Genomic DNA, 15,227 nt, shown 5'->3' with positions numbered 1-15,227 from the left:
ACCGCCTACCGGAATTGACTGGGCGACACCCCGTACCATTTCTTGAAGGCCCGCGAAAACGCGCTCACTTCAGAAAAACCCAACAGGAACGCCATCTGCGTCACCGTCATCCCCGGTGTGCGCAGGTGTCGTTCCACCAACGTCTTGCGGGTGTCTTCCAGCAGCTGTTTCCAGCTCAAGCCCTCATCACTCAAGCGCCGCTGCAGGCTGCGGGTGCTCATGCAGCATTCCTCCGCCGCCTCCGATTGCGCCGGCTCCCCGTCCGGCAGGCGCTGCTCGATCCACAGGGTTAACCGGCTGGCCAGCGAGGCCGGCTCGGCATCGGCCAGCCGCTGGGTCAGCGTGGCATCCAGCATAGCCGCCAACTGGATATCGCTGGCCGCCAGCATTTTTTGGGCATTGCGCTTGTCAAACGCCAGGCTGTAATGCTCCGCCACCACCACTTCACAGCGACAATAACGGGCCAGGGCCTGCTTCAATCCCTCTTCCACCCATTCCGGCACCGAGACCGCCACCGGGTTGTGATCACGGTGAATACGAATACGCAGCAGGCGCACGATGGTGGCCATCACAAAGGCAATGGCCTGGGGGTGGGGTTGATGATCCGTATTGGACGTAAAGCGCAGGGCCACACTGTCGTCATCGGCCACCAGCTCGGTGACCACCAGATCACTGATCAGCCGGTGAAACCGGGTAATGCGGTTAAGTACGCTATACAGGTCGCCGCCCGCCGCCACCGCCAGTCCCAGTGCCCCGAAGGTGCTGTATTCCGCGTGGCGAGCCACTTCGATGGCCATGCCCGGATCGCCCAGCTCCTGCAGGCAATCGTCCAGCAAGGCCGTGGATACCGCCGCGTCCAGCTTTGCCTCCGGGTCCTGCACCATCTGCGGATCCAGGCCATTACGGCGCAAAATCGCCTCACCATCCAGGCCGCGCTCATGCAGCAAATGCAAAAGCGGCCCCATCAACAGCGCTGTCGCCTGTTTTTTTTCTGACATTGGCGTCCCCGGTCAAACGGTTGGCGGGCAAAGCCGAGTTTTCCTTGCCGGCCCCGCCTACAGTGACTGCCATCGAGAAATGGAGATTTCCCATGGCTACAGCACCTGCTCGCGGCAAGTCCGCAACAGATAAAAAGATTCAACGCGACATCATCGCCATCAGTGATGATATACGGCAACGCCACGGCTGGCTCAAGCACCAGAACGCCATCGGCTTCGGCATTTTTGCCATAGCTATTGCCGGCTGCACCCTCAACGCCGTGCTCTACCTGCAAGGCATCATGCCTGGCTGGGCGGTAATCCTGCTCACCGCCTTCTGGACCTCCCTGCTGCATGAGCTGGAGCACGACCTGATTCACTGGATGTACTTCAAGAACAACAAGCTGGTCCATCACCTGATGATGCTCGGCGTGTACCTGTGGCGTCCCACCACCATCAACCCCTGGGTGCGCCGTCACCTGCACTTCCATCACCACAAGCACTCCGGCAGCGAAACTGATCTGGAAGAGCGCGGTATCACCAACGGCGAAAAATGGGGCCTCAAGCGTCTGATCATGGTGGGCGACAATATGCTGGCCGTCTATCTGCGTGCGGTGAAATACCTGACCGAACCGGTGAAGCTCTACCGCCGTGGCGTCATCACCCGCAAGGACATTCGCAACTTCCGTCTGATCGGGCTGGTGAGCTACAACCCGTTGGGCGTTATCGTCCACGCCATCTGGCACTTCTTCGTGCTCTACCACCTGCTCAACGGCGCCGCCTGGGTGGCCGGCATCAGCATCCCGTGGCCGGAAGTGGTCACCGCCCAGTTCACCTGGATCACCCCGCTGGTGGTGGTACTGATCGCCCCCAACATGCTGCGCACCTTCTGCCTGCACTTCATCTCGTCCAACATGCATTACTACGGCGACAACGAACCCGGCAAAATCACCGAACAGTGCCAGGTGCTCAATGTCTGGTGGCTGTGGCCCCTGCAGGCGTTCTGCTTCAACTTCGGCAGCACCCACGCCATCCACCACTTCGTGGTTCGCGATCCCTTCTATGTTCGCCAGATGACCGCCAAGCGTGCCCATGTGGTGCTGAAGGAAAACGGCGTGCGCTTCAACGACCTGGGCACCTTCCGCCGCGCCAACCGCATGCACGACAAACCGCAAGCCGTCTGATCAGCAAACGCTCACCAACAGAAGCCCGCCCTGTGCGGGCTTTTCTGTTTTCAACGGAAACCCCTCCTCCTGCCACCCTCTCCTTTTGCAATTCTCTTTATAATCAAGCACTTTGCTGTCATCGAATGCGGAAATGCCCGCCAGGAGTTATCAGGAGGCGTCTATATAACTCCGTGTAGGAAATTTGCCATTACGTCATAGCTTGTTGATATGGCAGGATTTTATCGGACGGGGAGCAACTGCGGTTCCGGAGTTATATAGAACCGGGTTATACGGAACGTTCTAATTAATACGCTGCTAGCCACACAAACATTGAGATACCGAATGTTTAAAATTAGAGACCGTAAATTTGATATCTATAAAGCAAAGATATCTGTGTCTATCCAAGATCCATATTGGTTTGAAAAATATGGTTCAGAGTTCGATCACGAATTCTTTTGGTCTGTAAGCGTAACTGCAAAAGAGCAAGAGTTTGATGATTATTGCTGGGAGCCAGGTGCATCTCTTGAAGAACTCATTCTACCAATTAGAAATTGGCATGGGCTTGAGAATACTACCCACGAGTGGAAAGAACCAAAAGGCAATTTCTACGTTTTTGAACATGAGAATATTTACGAGTCTCGCTTGGTAATTGGTCAAAGAAAGGGAAATAAATTTAAGCTAGACTGGAAAGGTCTTTGTGATATTCATTGGGACGAAGAGTACTCAGAACGCGTGCCCTTTGAAATAGAGTGCGAAGCTGAGTTTACAGGCTTAGGGGCTAATGCCAGTGAAAAAGATACTGATGCATCAGTTTTGGATAGAGTTCGTCAATACCTAGAAACAGAAAATCTAAAGCAATGTCCTATAGATTATAAAACGTATAAATATCAAAGTGGTGTTGGTATAGCGAGCTCTAGGTTTTTACCCATAGTAGAGGTCAATGGCTAACAAGCGCATGTTGTCGGACTGGCTTTCCGCTGCGCTCCAAACCAGCCGCAAATGCGGGCGTTAGCGTGTGGAAGAATGTATGTCTTACTACCATGCAATCGCCCTTCGGGCTGCGAGTGTGATAAACAGATCGGTGACATGGTTGAAGCCATTTACGACACCATCAACTCGCACAAGGCCAGGATAAACAGCTTTTTTGAGATGTGGTCTCCCCCATCCTGACAGGGCAATGAAATTGAAAGGGTACGCTGCGGTGATTGCTGGATACGTGAAACAATATCGCAACCGAGATCAATGGCATGGCCCGCCCTGCCGACTGGAAAATCAGAAGGAACAACCATGAAGGCTCTGCTTTCGCTGTTAATGCTTTGCCTGTGTGCCGTTGCGTGGTCATCCGGCATTTACCGGTGGGTAGACGATCAGGGCAATGTTCACTTTTCTGACTCCCCTTCCGAAGCGCATGCTTCGGAGAGTTTGAAGCTCAAAATCAACACCTTCGAAAGCGTCACCTACGACAGCCTCTCTGTTGATCTCCCCTCCTCTGATAAACGCCATCGAGTTGTCATGTACTCCGCCAGCTGGTGTGGTGTGTGCACAAAGGCAAGGCGTTATTTTGAAGCCAACAACATTGACTTTACCGAATACGATGTTGAAACCAGCCAGGCAGGAAAAGCCGGCTTTGAGAAGCTGAACGGGAAGGGAGTGCCCATTATTCTGGTTGGCAAAAAGCGCATGAATGGTTTCAGCGCCGCGACTTTTGAAAAGCTCTATCAGTAACCCTTATCACATCAGAGGTTAATTGTTCGCCATACACCTGACCGTCATGTGCGCAGCCTTTTGCTTTCGTTATTAACTATTAATTTTTCATTATTAATTGCTTTCTTTGTGGCGGAAGAAGCGCTGGATACTGGAAAAATCCTTGTCCGAATAGCCATGGTTGCCATGCGCGGCATACAGGGATTTGGCCAGGTTGCCCATGGGGGTGGCGGACTGGGTGCTGAGCGCAGCCTGCAGGGCCAGACCCAGATCCTTGTTCATGAGTTTTACGGCGAAGCCACCCTCATAATCTTTTGACGACGGCACGTTTTCCATGACGCCTGGCCAGGGGTTGTACTTGTCCAGGGACCAGTTATCGCCAGAGCTGGCTTTCATGATCTCGGAGAGGACGGCCGGATCCAGACCATGATCCGCGCCCATTTGCAGCGCTTCGGCGGTGCCGATCATGTGAATGGCCAGCAGCATGTTGTTGCAGATCTTTGCCAGCTGGCCTGCGCCGTTGTCGCCGGCGCGGAAAACCTGGGCGCCCATGCATTCCAGCACCGGGCGGGCGCGTTCGATGGCGCCTTCTTCACCGCCACAGATAAAGGTTAGCGTGCCGGCCTTGGCACCGCCGACACCACCGGACACCGGCGCATCGATCATCTCCCTGCCCTGCTCTTTCGCGATACCGGCCACATCCCGGGCGGTATCCGCATCGATGGTGGAGCAGTCGATAATCAGGGCGCTTTTATCGATGTGTTGCAGGACGCCACTGTCGCCAAGGTACAGGCCACGCACCGCCCCCGCCGATGGCAGCATGCTCACGATCACGTCCGCCCCCTGCACCGCTTCAGCGGCACTCTCGGCAGCCTTGACGCCATCATTCACTGCGGCCGCCAACAAGGCGGGCACCAGATCAAATGCCGTTACCTCATGACCGGCCTTGACCAGATTGGCGGCCATGGGGCCACCCATGTGACCGACACCGAAGAATCCGATTTTCATGATTGTCTCTCCATGCCGCTTTCCCGAGCGGATATTGTTGTGCGTTTAGAGACGGGTCGGATGTCTGACGTCGGAAGTCAGACGCTAAACCCATTCTGGATTTCCTTGTCGTTCGACGTCCGACCTTCGACGTCCGACTTTTTCTTTACAAAAACGACAAATCCTTGAGCACATTGCGCGCGATGATTACGCGCATGATTTCGTTGGTGCCTTCAAGAATCTGGTGTACCCGCGCATCACGCAGGTAACGCTCCAAGGGATACTCGCGAATGTAGCCATAGCCACCATGGAGTTGCAGCGCCTGGTTACAGACGTTGAAACACAGATCCGTCGCCATCCGCTTGGCCATGGCGCAGAGCATGCTCTTGTCGCCGTGATTCTGATCCAGTTTCCAGGCGGCCAGTCGCACCATCTGCTGCGCCGCGATCAGTTCGGTGGCCATGTCGGCCAGGGTGAATTGCACGGTCTGGAAATCGCTGATGGCCTGACCAAACTGTTTACGTTCCTGCACGTATTGCTGTGCCTGTTTTAAAGCGGCCTGGGCGACCCCCAGGGAGCAGCTGGCAATATTGATGCGCCCTCCATCCAATCCTGCCATAGCGATCTTGAAGCCCTGCCCTTCTTCACCCATCAGGCATTCGGCAGGGATGCGCGCATCCTCCATGATCACCGCGCGGGTGGGCTGACTTTTCCAACCCATCTTGTCTTCGTTCCGGCCGTAGGAAACACCCGGGGTGTTCGCAGGCACGGCAAAGCAGGAAATTCCACCGGCGCCCTGCCCGCCCGTGCGCGCCATCAGTACCAGCACATCGGTATCACCGGCGCCGGAGATAAATGCCTTGGCACCGTTGAGCACATAGCTGTCGCCGTCTTTTTTGGCGGTGGTGGACAATGACGCCGCATCGGAACCGGCATTGGGTTCTGTCAGGCAGTACGACGCCAGTTTTTTTCCACCCAATAGATCATCCGCCCAACGCGCTCGCGTGGCATCGTTGCCGAAACGGGTGAGCATCCAGGTGGCCATGTTGTGAATGGTGATGAACGCCGTCGTGGAAGTGCAGCCCTGCGACAGCTGCTCGAAGATCAGCGCCGCATCCAGCCGTGACAACCCCATGCCACCGTGCTCTTCATCGCAGTACAGAGAACAGAAACCCAGTTCACCGGCCTTGCGGATGGCATCTTTGGGGAAAATACTTTTTGCATCCCATTCGGCAGCAAACGGCGCCAGTTCTTTTTCAGAAAACTGTCGTGCCGTTTCGCGAAAGGCGATCTGTTCTTCAGTAAAAGAAAAGTCCACGGTTTGATCCCTTCAAGATCGTGTATTCACTTACCATTTTCGCCGTAGGAGCGTCGCTTGCGGCGCGATACCCGCGTTCATTATCGCGCCGCAAGCGACGCTCCTACGGAAATGCATCCGCCTCTAAAAGGGAAATGCCCTTACAGACATTTCCCCCAAGAATTTCCGCCCGCAGTTATTTCAGGTGAATACTCATGTTCGGACCGCTGGCCGGGATGTCGTCTTCAAACCAGCGGCTGGTGACGGTCTTGGTTTCGGTGTAGAAACGCACCGCCTGTTTGCCGTAGGCATGCTGATCGCCGTAGAACGAGCCTTTCCAGCCGGTGAAGCTGAAGAACGGCAGCGGCACCGGAATCGGCACATTGATACCCACCTGCCCCACTTCCACTTCGTGCTGATATTTGCGCGCCGCCGCGCCGCTGGCGGTGAAGATGGAAGTGCCGTTGCCATAGGGGCTGTTGTTCACCAGCCGCAATGCATCTTCCAAAGAATCCACGGTGACGCAGCACAACACCGGACCAAAGATTTCTTCCTTGTAGATGGACATCTCCGGTGTCACATCAGAGAACAGCGTCGGGCCGACCCAGTTGCCATCGGGCAGACCGTCCACGGTGCAGTCAGAGCCATCCAGCAAACAGGTGGCGCCCTCTTCCTTGCCCTGTTTGATCAGGGTCAGCACACGCTGTTTGGCCTGGGGGCTGATCTGCGGGCCGTAGGCAGCTTGCGGATCATTCCAGGCGCCGGGGCGAATCTTGGCGAATTCGTCTTTCAGTTCATCGATCCATGCTTTTGAATCGCCCACGAACACCGCCACGCTGATGGCCATGCAGCGCTGGCCGGCAGCACCACAGGACGCGCCAACCAGACTGTTGATCACCTGATCCTTGTTGGCATCCGGCATGATCACCATGTGGTTCTTGGCACCGGCAAAACACTGGGCGCGCTTCATGTGATCGGTGGCGGTGCGATAAACGTGCTGCCCCACCGGCACGGAGCCCACGAAGGAGACCGCCTTGATGTCTGGATGCGTGAGCAGGGTATCCACCTGTTCCTTGCCACCGTGGACCAGCTGCAGCACGCCGGGAGGCGCACCCGCTTCCAGGAACAGTTCCACCAGACGGTTGGGGGTCATGGGGTCCTGCTCGGAGGGCTTGAGTACAAAGGTATTGCCGGCGGCGATGGCCAGCGGGAACATCCACAGGGGAATCATGGCCGGAAAGTTGAACGGGGTAATACCGGCACACACGCCCAGGGGCTGTGTCCAGGAATGGGTGTCGATGCTGCGTGCCACATTCTCCACGGTTTCGCCCATCATCAGGGAGGCGATATTGGCGGCCTGCTCTGCCACTTCGATACCGCGCCACACGTCGCCCTTGGCATCCTCGAAGGTCTTGCCGGTCTCCTGGCTTAGGATCTCGGCGATCTCTTCCTGGTGTTCTTTCAGCAACGCCTGGTAGCGCAGCATCAGGCGGGCGCGCTCGGACACCGGCACTTCCTTCCAGCTTTCAAAGGCGGCCTTGCCGGCGGCGATGGCCTGCTCCATTTCATCAGCTGTGGCCGCCGGTGCTTCACAGAGAATTTCCTGGGTGGCGGGATTAGTCACCGGGATCCACTGGTCAGTGGTACTGGCGACAAATTCACCGTTAATCAGCAGGGGCAGGCGACGGCTCATGGGGCTCTCCGGAACAGGTTTAGGGGTACACATTATCGGTATGCCCCTGTTGTAGCACAGGGACAGGCTCAGGCAGATAGCGTCTTTTGCCGTTTAATAGATTATATTGCTGTATATGGATAAGCACTTGCCCACCGCGCATGCCCCGGCCGAACCCTCCAGCTGGCCACTACCGGCCACCGGCCAGCGCACGGTCATTCCCCCTGCCGTGCTGGACAGCATTGCCGGCCACCCCCTTTGTGAAGGCTGCATGCCTCACGGTGTCGGCTTCTACCCCCAGGCCCGCGGACACCGTATGGTGCGCGACAACCTGGCGGATTATCTGCTCATCTACTGTGTCAGCGGGCGAGGGAAATTGCAGGTGGACGGCCAAACCCATGGGGTGGCGGGTGGCGATCTGGTGCTGCTGCCCGCCGCCCTCGCCCACCGTTATCAGGCTGACAGCCAGCTCCCCTGGAGCATTTACTGGGTGCATCTTGGTGGCCATGAGGTGCCGCGGTTTTTTGACGAAATTGCCGGGCGCGCCGATGGGCGAATTGTCCGCGTGGGGGTGCATTCGCGGCTGGCAGAGGAGTTTCAGGCCCTGCTGGCCGCTGCCACCCGGGTACAGCCGGAGCATCTGGTGTATGCCGCCAATCTGTTGCGCAGCCTGCTGGCTTTTGCGGCGCTGATGCGCCATCAACATGATGTGCGCCACGCCACCTTGGATGTGAACCGGGTGAACGGCTATCTGCAGACCGCGCTGCACCGGCGGCTGTCACTGGATGAGCTGGCGGAGGCTACCAGCGACCTGTCGCGTTATCACTTTATTCGGGAGTACAAACGGCAGACCGGACAGACACCCATGCAGGCCTTTCAGCGTATCAAGGTGAGCCATGCCTGTTATCTGCTGGATATTACCGAGGATACCGTGGTGCAGATCGCCGCCCGGCTGGGCTATGACGACCCCTATTATTTTTCCCGGTTATTCAAGAAGGTGATGGGGGTATCGCCGCAGCGTTATCGGCAGGAGCGGGGGCAGTAGGAACGCTGCCGCGCAAAATGCCACCTGACCGCCCTACGGGCGATGCCGTGCTGCGCACGGTTCGTCCCCTGGAAGGGAACTCCTACAGCGACTTCGTGAACATTGGGGCGTCATCGGCGGCGCGAGAGGTTTTTGCAGGAGCGCCTCTTTCTATGGTCGGCTTTGCCAGGTCAGGGTCATGATGTCGCGATGGGTATCGCACTGGAAGATGTGGGCGCAGCCGTAGTGGCCGAAGCGGAACGGCAGGGTGTCCATGGAATCCAGCTGTAGCAGGAACTGCATGGGCTCCTGACAACAGGGGCAGGTGGGATACTCGACACCGGCCGTCCAGTGAGGCCAACCCATGAGCTTGTCACCGGGGCGCGGGGCCGGACGGTGGGCGTGGAGCAGGGCGAGGGTGCCGTCACGATCCTCATCGTTGATGGCGGCGGTTTCCTTGCAATCCGGATAATCGGCAAGGGGGATCCAGCCAGTGAGGGAACGCTCCGGCAAGGCATCCGGCTGTCGCACCGGCAAGGCATCAAAACCGTTGGCCTGCTCCCGGGGTATCACCCGTACCAGCGCAGCATCCGAGAAGGGCAGATGGGACTGACCCAGTACTTCGCAGTCTTCTTCGCCATTGGTGCAGTAAAACACCTGCAGCACGCCATCTCCGAACGGAGAGCGCATGGTACGGGGCAAGTCCCGGGATTCCAGCTGCAGGAACAGCTGCATGGGCTGATGACAATGGCCGCAGCAGGGCCAGGATTCATCCGGTTTCAGTAACGGCAAGCCACCGAACTTGGACATGGCACCAGGCACCGCCGGTCCGGCCTGGGGACGCCAGGCGGGGCGGGAAAAGGAAGCCAGTCTGAGTTTGATTTCTTCGGGCAGCATGGGGTGTCCTCGTTTTCTCGAGTTCACCATGCCAGCAACAACTCCGAACAGCCTTCACAAACCGCTGCCAGGCCATTTTTACAGGCTGAGCGGCGTGCAATTTTTGTACATGTGACAGGGTTCGCGCGAAATCTGTGACCCAAATTGCATTAGCCAGATTCTGAAAACTGCTTCATCTGCCACTGGGCAAACGCCTGCTGGGCGAGCTCCAGTTGCTCGATAAGTCGCTGCCGTTTGCTGGGCTCGAAACGCCGACGGGCCAGGGCCTGCAGGGATTTCTGCAGGCCATTGCGATCACTGCGGGATAATTCTTCCAGCCAGTGGCCATCGCTGTCGGTGACCACCAGCACGTCGCGGCCGGCGTGGTTACGCTGGCTGATCTGATACCAGTGCACCAAGGCCCGGCCCAGCACCACATAACCGAACTGGGGATCCTTGAGGGGACCATAGGTGGCCTCCCGAAAACCGCCACTGAGTGGCCCCAGCTTCACCCGGGTGAGCTTGTCGCTGTAGTAGTAGCTGCCCGCCGCGCCCAGCAACCCGCCGATCAGGGCACCGGTACCCAGGGAATGCCCCAGAGTCACCGCATCCAGCCCGGCCCCGCCCACGGCGCCAGCCCCGAAACCGGCGGCGGCCAGCTGGTTCTTGCTGATGCCCCACAGCTGGCGGGTGCGTTCACCGAACAGGTCATCCCCGTCCGGCAGGCACAGGTCGGACTCCTGCCGTTGCAAACGGCGATGCTGATACAGGTCTTCCACGCTGTGCCGCAGGCGCTGTTCGCGCTCACGCTGCCAGGCCTGCCAGCGCTGGCGCAGCTTGGGCTGCAAGGGCTCCGCAGCCTCAAATTCGCCCAGCCGGCTGGTTTCCTGGTGCCCCAGCATCTCGATCAGGGCATCGGCGAGATGCTCCAGGGCCTGATGGTCACGCCCGAACTTGAGGGCCTGCAGGTACTCCAGGGCCGCATCAAGGGGTTCGCGCCAGTTAGGCGCCAGTTCGCCGAAACTACGCAATAATTCCAGATGTTTCTCGAACGGCGCCCGCACCGCATCAAAGCGGCGGACGATCTGGAAGTACTGCCCCAGGGCCGCCTCCCAGTCTGCACTGTAGTCATCGCTGCCGATCTGGTTGATCAGCGCCAGGCTGGGCCGGCCGGTCCAGCGCAGAATGTTCATTTCTGCTTCGTGCTCGCGGTTATAGGGCACGGAACCGTCCACCACGTAGATGATGCCGGCCCCTTCCACGATAGGCCCCAGCAGCTCGCATTCATCGTGATAACGGGGATCGTCTCGGTGCTGGGTGACAAAGGCCGCCACGGTGTCCGGGCGATCGGACGCGGACAGGCTGTGGCCCTGCAGCCAGGCCAGCACCTTGCGGGGGCGCTGAAAGCCAGGGGTATCGATGAGCTCGTAGAGGGTCACGTCATCCACCTTCATGGGATAACGGTGGCTATCACGGGTGGTGCCCGGCTCCATGGCGATGGCAATGGAATCGTTCTGCGCCAGGGTCGCGACCACGCTGGATTTACCCTTGTTGGGATGGCCCACCACGGCAAAGCGGGGCAGGGCGCTGTCGCTCTGCCGGTCGTCAATGATGTCGGTATTGCCGTTATCGTCCATGGTCTCAGCGCGTTGTCATTATCAATGTGTGACGGCGGAAATCAGCGATTTCCGCCCCAGGTCGCCTTGGGTGCGCACAGCAGCAGGTTGGCGTCTTTCTGGCGCTCAATAAAGCGCTGCCATTGTGACAGCAACCCCGCATCGGCGAGCGGATCACCCTGTTCATCGGCCAGCGGCACCAACGCCAGCATGGTGGCCGGGGGCCATTGTTCACGGGCGTCAAAAATAAAGTCGCTGAGCTCGGCGGTGGGCGGTTCCCAGCCACGGGCCACCAGTATCACTGGCTGGCGCTGCTCGCCCGCCTGACGCAGGGTGGCCGCGTCCTCTTCCAGGCTGCTGTTACCGCCGGCCCGCAGCTGCAACGGCGCCGGGGCCTGGCTCAGCCGGCGCACCAGCCCGGCGCTCTGCTGGCCGGCACCGGCCCAATGGATCAGCGTACCGGTCTCTGGCAACGGCATCAGACTCACCTGCACCGGCGCCGGTTCCCGCGGCGCTTCTTCCTCGCCACGGGTTTCTACCCAGGGGGTATCGAACCGGTAGAACAACGGCTGATAACCCGGGTGCTGGCGCAGCGCGTTTGCCGCCTGCCAGCGCACTTGCAGGGCCGCCAGCAGCAAAAACACCAGTCTCGGCAGCAACACATAGGTGAGCCAGGCCATCAGCACGAAGGGCCACCAGGTGCCCAGTAACGCCGGATCGGCCATGGCATTGTCGGTGAGACGATAATACTGGGAAGCGGCCACCAGCTCGGCGCCGGGTACGGCATCCGGCCACAGGGTGTGCCAGGGCAGGGCGATGGTGGAGACCAGCCGGTGATAGCTGTCCGCCGAGGCCTGCAGGGTGGTGCTCCAGCCGAAGGCCAGATCCTGCACCAGCACCATGACCAGCAAGGTGAGCAGGCCACTGAGGGCAAACAGCAGGCCGCCAGTGTGGGCAATGCGGGCGGACAGGGCAGGGCGTAGCGGCTGCAAGGGGTCGCCCTGCTCCCCGGAACGCCCCAGCAAACTGCCCCAGGGCTGCCAGCCCAGCCAGGCCTGCAGGCTGGTGAGCAAGGCCAGCGCCAGCTGCAACCCCACCAGCACCAGCACCAGGGTCACATTGATCTGGCGGCTGCCATCGTAAACCAGCAGGCCTGCCATGAAGGCGGCACCCAGTACGGCCCCCAGACCGGCAAAGACCCAGCGGGCCTGTCGCCAGCGGCGCAGGCGTGAATCATGGCCATGGGCCTGGCGCTGATCATTGAGGGCATGTAATTCAGCCAGCCAGGCGGGCACGGTCAGTGGCCGGCGTTGGGTTTGCTGCTGCTGGGCAAAGCGCCGGTCGCGACGGTGCAGAAAGGCCTGGGACTGCTGACTGTCGCGACGGTACTGGTCATCAAAGTCCAGCAGCCGGGTCAGGGATGACGTCAATGAGGGGCTCGCTTATTCGACCGCATCAGCCGGGGCATCCGCCGGGCGCGGCGAGGCCTCTTGCTTCGGCGAGGTGTACATCACCTCGTCCTGGGCGCAGGCCATGCAGGCATTGCCGAACTCACCGAGAATGCCGCCCGCTTCGTCATAACCAAAGGCCGGTCGATAATCCTGGGTGCACTGCTCAGGCGGATCCTCCGGGCAGGTTTGCGTGCTTTCCGGCAGGCCCATGGGGTAATCGGTGTCGTACTTGTAGGTGCAGCCAGCAAACATCAGCGCCAGTGCCGGCAGGGCCAGGTACGCAGCTTTCATCCGGTTTCTCCTGAAACAGTGAGGTATGTTCTGCTGCAAGCATAGTCAAAGCGAACCGCCAACGCATGCCTGTGTGAACGAAATTCTCTAAAATTTACCCTTCCTGAAAATACCTTGCCGCGAGGACCTCATGACATCGTCCCAACCTATCGACTGGCGCACCCTGCCCGCTGCCATCTGGCGGGGACGCACCGGCACACTGCGACCGGTGCCGCACCCGGATCCGGTTCGGCTTGCAGACCTGCTGGGTATCGACACCCAGAAGCAGAAGATCATCCAGAACACCGAACGCTTTCTGGCTGGGCAACCCTGCAACCATGTGCTGCTGTGGGGCAGCCGTGGCACCGGCAAATCCTCCATCGTGAAAGCCCTGCTTAATGCATATGCCGGCAAGGGGCTGCGGGTCATTGAGGTGGACAAGGATGATCTTCACGACCTGCCCGAGATCGTCGACGACATTCGCGAGCGCCGCCAGCGGTTCATTATTTATTGCGATGACCTGTCGTTCGAGGAGGGTGAAAACCAGTACAAGCATCTCAAGAGTGTGCTGGAAGGCTCGCTGGAATTGCCCCCGGACAATGTGCGCATCTATGCCACCAGCAACCGCCGCCATTTATTGCCCGAATACATGAAGGACAACGCCGAGTCCCGGGTAATTGGCGGAGAGCTTCACCATGGCGATGCGGTGGAAGAAAAAATTTCTCTGGCAGACCGTTTCGGGCTGGGGCTGAGTTTTTATCCGATCAGCGAACCGCAGTATTTCGAGATCGTTGACCACCTGTTCGGCGAGGTAAAAGACCGCCAGCAACTGCACATCCGGGCGCGCCGCTTTTCCATTGAAAAAGGCGTGCGCTCCGGGCGCACGGCGAGGCAGTTTTATAATCAGTTTGTGGGGGGGTTTTGAAAGCGAGCTGCAAGCTTCAAGCTGCAACACGAGTAAAGTTCCAGGATGAATCCAGCGCCGTGCCCGCGCACCGCCTTTGTGGTTCGCGGGCACGGCATGTCAGCGGATGAGAGTATTGCCCGTGTTGCAGCTTGAAGCTTGAAGCTTGTGGCTGCTTCACAACCGCTGGGCGGTAGCGTCGCAGATGGCGTTTACCGCCTTGCGAGCGGCGGGGATGACGCCGCCCATGGTGAGGAACCCGTGGACCAGTTCCGGGTAATCCAGGCTGGTCACCGCCACACCGGCGTCACGCAGTTTTTCACCGTATTCCAGCCCTTCATCACGGAGCGGGTCGGTGGCGGTGATCAGGATGGTGGGCGGCAGACCGGCAAGGTCCGGGTTGCGCAGAGGGGAGACCCGGTAATCCTCCACCAAGGCTTCATCCTGAATGAAGTGGCTGCGGAACCAGGTAAGCAGCGGCAGATCGAGACCGAAACCCTGGCCGAGGCTTTGCACCGACGGATGTTTCAGCTCCCCGTCGGTGGTGGGGTAAACCAGCACCTGCAGGGCCGGTACCGGCAGGCAGGCCAGTTTTGCCTGCTGGGACACGACAGCGCTGAGGTTGCCGCCTGCGCTGTCACCCATCACTGCCAGCCGCTCGGGATCGAGCCCAAGCCCTGCGGTGTTGTCCAACAGCCAGCGCCACACTGCCAGGCAATCGTTGGCGCCGGTGGGCGACGGATGCTCCGGGGAGAGGCGATAATCCACACTCAGTACGACCGCATTGGTGCGCTCGGCTATGTAGCGGCACAGGCGGTCGTATTCTTCCACGCCCCCCACGGTAAATCCGCCACCATGGAAAAACAGAATGGCCGGAGCCAGACGCGGGGCATTTTCCGGACGGTAGCGACGCACCTGCACTGTAGTCTCGCCCTCCACCGGCACCTGATGATCCACCACCACGGGCAACGGACGCTCCGCCACATCCATCAGTTCGATCATGTCGGCATACAGCTGACGCGCCTTGGCCACCGTGCCACTGTCCAGGGTGGGCTTGGCACCACTGAGGGCAAGCAGAAACCGCACGTGGGGGTCCAGATGATCTCGGCCGCGGGTCTCGATGCCGGCAGCCAGCCGGGACAGAACGGGCCGCGGCAGCAGCATCAGGGACTTCAGCGCAGCGCGCTCCAGGGCAACAGGGCTCATCGGGACTCCTTAGGGGGTGATATCACTGGCAATCGGCCGCCCCCATCACAGCGGCAGACCGGAAACAGAACCTGCGC

At 59.3% G+C, this 15,227-nt stretch carries 15 protein-coding genes; 5 read left to right on the top strand and 10 right to left on the bottom strand.

Going from position 1 to position 15,227, the window contains the following annotated elements:
• Positions 1-5 precede the first annotated feature (5 nt).
• Positions 6-998 carry an AraC family transcriptional regulator gene (locus GQF00_RS09910; protein ID WP_161318986.1) on the bottom strand — a complete coding sequence of 331 codons (993 nt, stop codon included), beginning with the start codon at positions 996-998 and terminating at the stop codon, positions 6-8.
• A gap of 92 nt (positions 999-1,090) precedes the next feature.
• Between GQF00_RS09910 and GQF00_RS09905 the strand changes: the two genes are divergently transcribed.
• Both GQF00_RS09905 and GQF00_RS09900 read left to right on the top strand, forming a co-directional pair.
• Positions 1,091-2,161 carry a fatty acid desaturase gene (locus GQF00_RS09905; RefSeq protein WP_161318985.1) on the top strand — a complete coding sequence of 357 codons (1,071 nt, stop codon included), beginning with the start codon at positions 1,091-1,093 and terminating at the stop codon, positions 2,159-2,161.
• 324 nt (positions 2,162-2,485) lie between these two features.
• On the top strand, positions 2,486-3,091 hold the full coding sequence (locus GQF00_RS09900; protein ID WP_161318984.1) for a hypothetical protein: 606 nt from the start codon (positions 2,486-2,488) through the stop codon (positions 3,089-3,091).
• Positions 3,092-3,243: 152 nt separating this feature from the next.
• Here GQF00_RS09900 and GQF00_RS16690 read toward each other — a convergent pair whose 3' ends face one another.
• Positions 3,244-3,432, bottom strand: coding sequence for a hypothetical protein (locus GQF00_RS16690; RefSeq protein ID WP_237440456.1), 189 nt, complete (start codon positions 3,430-3,432; stop codon positions 3,244-3,246).
• Between GQF00_RS16690 and GQF00_RS09895 the strand changes: the two genes are divergently transcribed.
• Positions 3,431-3,868, top strand: a complete 438-nt coding sequence (locus GQF00_RS09895) for a DUF4124 domain-containing protein (protein ID WP_161318983.1) — start codon at positions 3,431-3,433, stop codon at positions 3,866-3,868. The genes GQF00_RS16690 and GQF00_RS09895 overlap by 2 nt on opposite strands.
• Before the next feature lie 93 nt (positions 3,869-3,961).
• Here the strand turns inward: GQF00_RS09895 and mmsB are convergent, their stop codons facing one another.
• The 3 genes from mmsB to GQF00_RS09880 form a co-directional block, all read right to left on the bottom strand.
• Positions 3,962-4,855: a 3-hydroxyisobutyrate dehydrogenase gene (gene mmsB, locus GQF00_RS09890; RefSeq protein WP_161318982.1), complete on the bottom strand. Its 894-nt coding sequence runs from the start codon at positions 4,853-4,855 to the stop codon at positions 3,962-3,964.
• 145 nt (positions 4,856-5,000) lie between these two features.
• Positions 5,001-6,152, bottom strand: a complete 1,152-nt coding sequence (locus GQF00_RS09885) for an acyl-CoA dehydrogenase family protein (RefSeq protein WP_161318981.1) — start codon at positions 6,150-6,152, stop codon at positions 5,001-5,003.
• A gap of 175 nt (positions 6,153-6,327) precedes the next feature.
• Positions 6,328-7,824, bottom strand: coding sequence for a CoA-acylating methylmalonate-semialdehyde dehydrogenase (locus GQF00_RS09880; protein ID WP_161318980.1), 1,497 nt, complete (start codon positions 7,822-7,824; stop codon positions 6,328-6,330).
• Positions 7,825-7,951: 127 nt separating this feature from the next.
• Here GQF00_RS09880 and GQF00_RS09875 point away from each other — a divergent pair, with 127 nt between their 5' ends.
• Positions 7,952-8,848 carry an AraC family transcriptional regulator gene (locus GQF00_RS09875; RefSeq protein WP_237440455.1) on the top strand — a complete coding sequence of 299 codons (897 nt, stop codon included), beginning with the start codon at positions 7,952-7,954 and terminating at the stop codon, positions 8,846-8,848.
• A 150-nt stretch (positions 8,849-8,998) separates the two neighbouring features.
• Here the strand turns inward: GQF00_RS09875 and GQF00_RS09870 are convergent, their stop codons facing one another.
• From GQF00_RS09870 to GQF00_RS09855, 4 genes are all read right to left on the bottom strand, one after another.
• On the bottom strand, positions 8,999-9,724 hold the full coding sequence (locus GQF00_RS09870; protein WP_161318978.1) for a DUF1963 domain-containing protein: 726 nt from the start codon (positions 9,722-9,724) through the stop codon (positions 8,999-9,001).
• Between the two features lie 149 nt (positions 9,725-9,873).
• Positions 9,874-11,340 (bottom strand): GTPase/DUF3482 domain-containing protein, encoded by a 1,467-nt coding sequence (locus tag GQF00_RS09865; protein ID WP_161318977.1) that lies wholly within the window; start codon positions 11,338-11,340, stop codon positions 9,874-9,876.
• A gap of 41 nt (positions 11,341-11,381) precedes the next feature.
• On the bottom strand, positions 11,382-12,749 hold the full coding sequence (locus GQF00_RS09860; protein ID WP_161318976.1) for a DUF2868 domain-containing protein: 1,368 nt from the start codon (positions 12,747-12,749) through the stop codon (positions 11,382-11,384).
• A gap of 12 nt (positions 12,750-12,761) precedes the next feature.
• The gene (locus tag GQF00_RS09855; protein WP_161318975.1) at positions 12,762-13,061 is read right to left on the bottom strand and encodes a hypothetical protein; all 300 of its coding nucleotides are present in this window, start codon (positions 13,059-13,061) and stop codon (positions 12,762-12,764) included.
• A gap of 130 nt (positions 13,062-13,191) precedes the next feature.
• Here GQF00_RS09855 and GQF00_RS09850 point away from each other — a divergent pair, with 130 nt between their 5' ends.
• Positions 13,192-13,965 (top strand): ATP-binding protein, encoded by a 774-nt coding sequence (locus tag GQF00_RS09850; RefSeq protein WP_161318974.1) that lies wholly within the window; start codon positions 13,192-13,194, stop codon positions 13,963-13,965.
• A 156-nt stretch (positions 13,966-14,121) separates the two neighbouring features.
• Here GQF00_RS09850 and GQF00_RS09845 read toward each other — a convergent pair whose 3' ends face one another.
• A complete protein-coding gene (locus GQF00_RS09845; RefSeq protein WP_161318973.1) occupies positions 14,122-15,150 on the bottom strand; it encodes an alpha/beta hydrolase in 1,029 nt (342 codons plus the stop codon).
• Positions 15,151-15,227: the final 77 nt, after the last annotated feature.

Origin of the sequence: Alcanivorax sp. DP30 (assembly GCF_009882945.1) — a bacterium.
GTDB lineage: Bacteria > Pseudomonadota > Gammaproteobacteria > Pseudomonadales > Alcanivoracaceae > Alcanivorax.
This window is presented reverse-complemented; position numbering and strand designations above follow the sequence as displayed.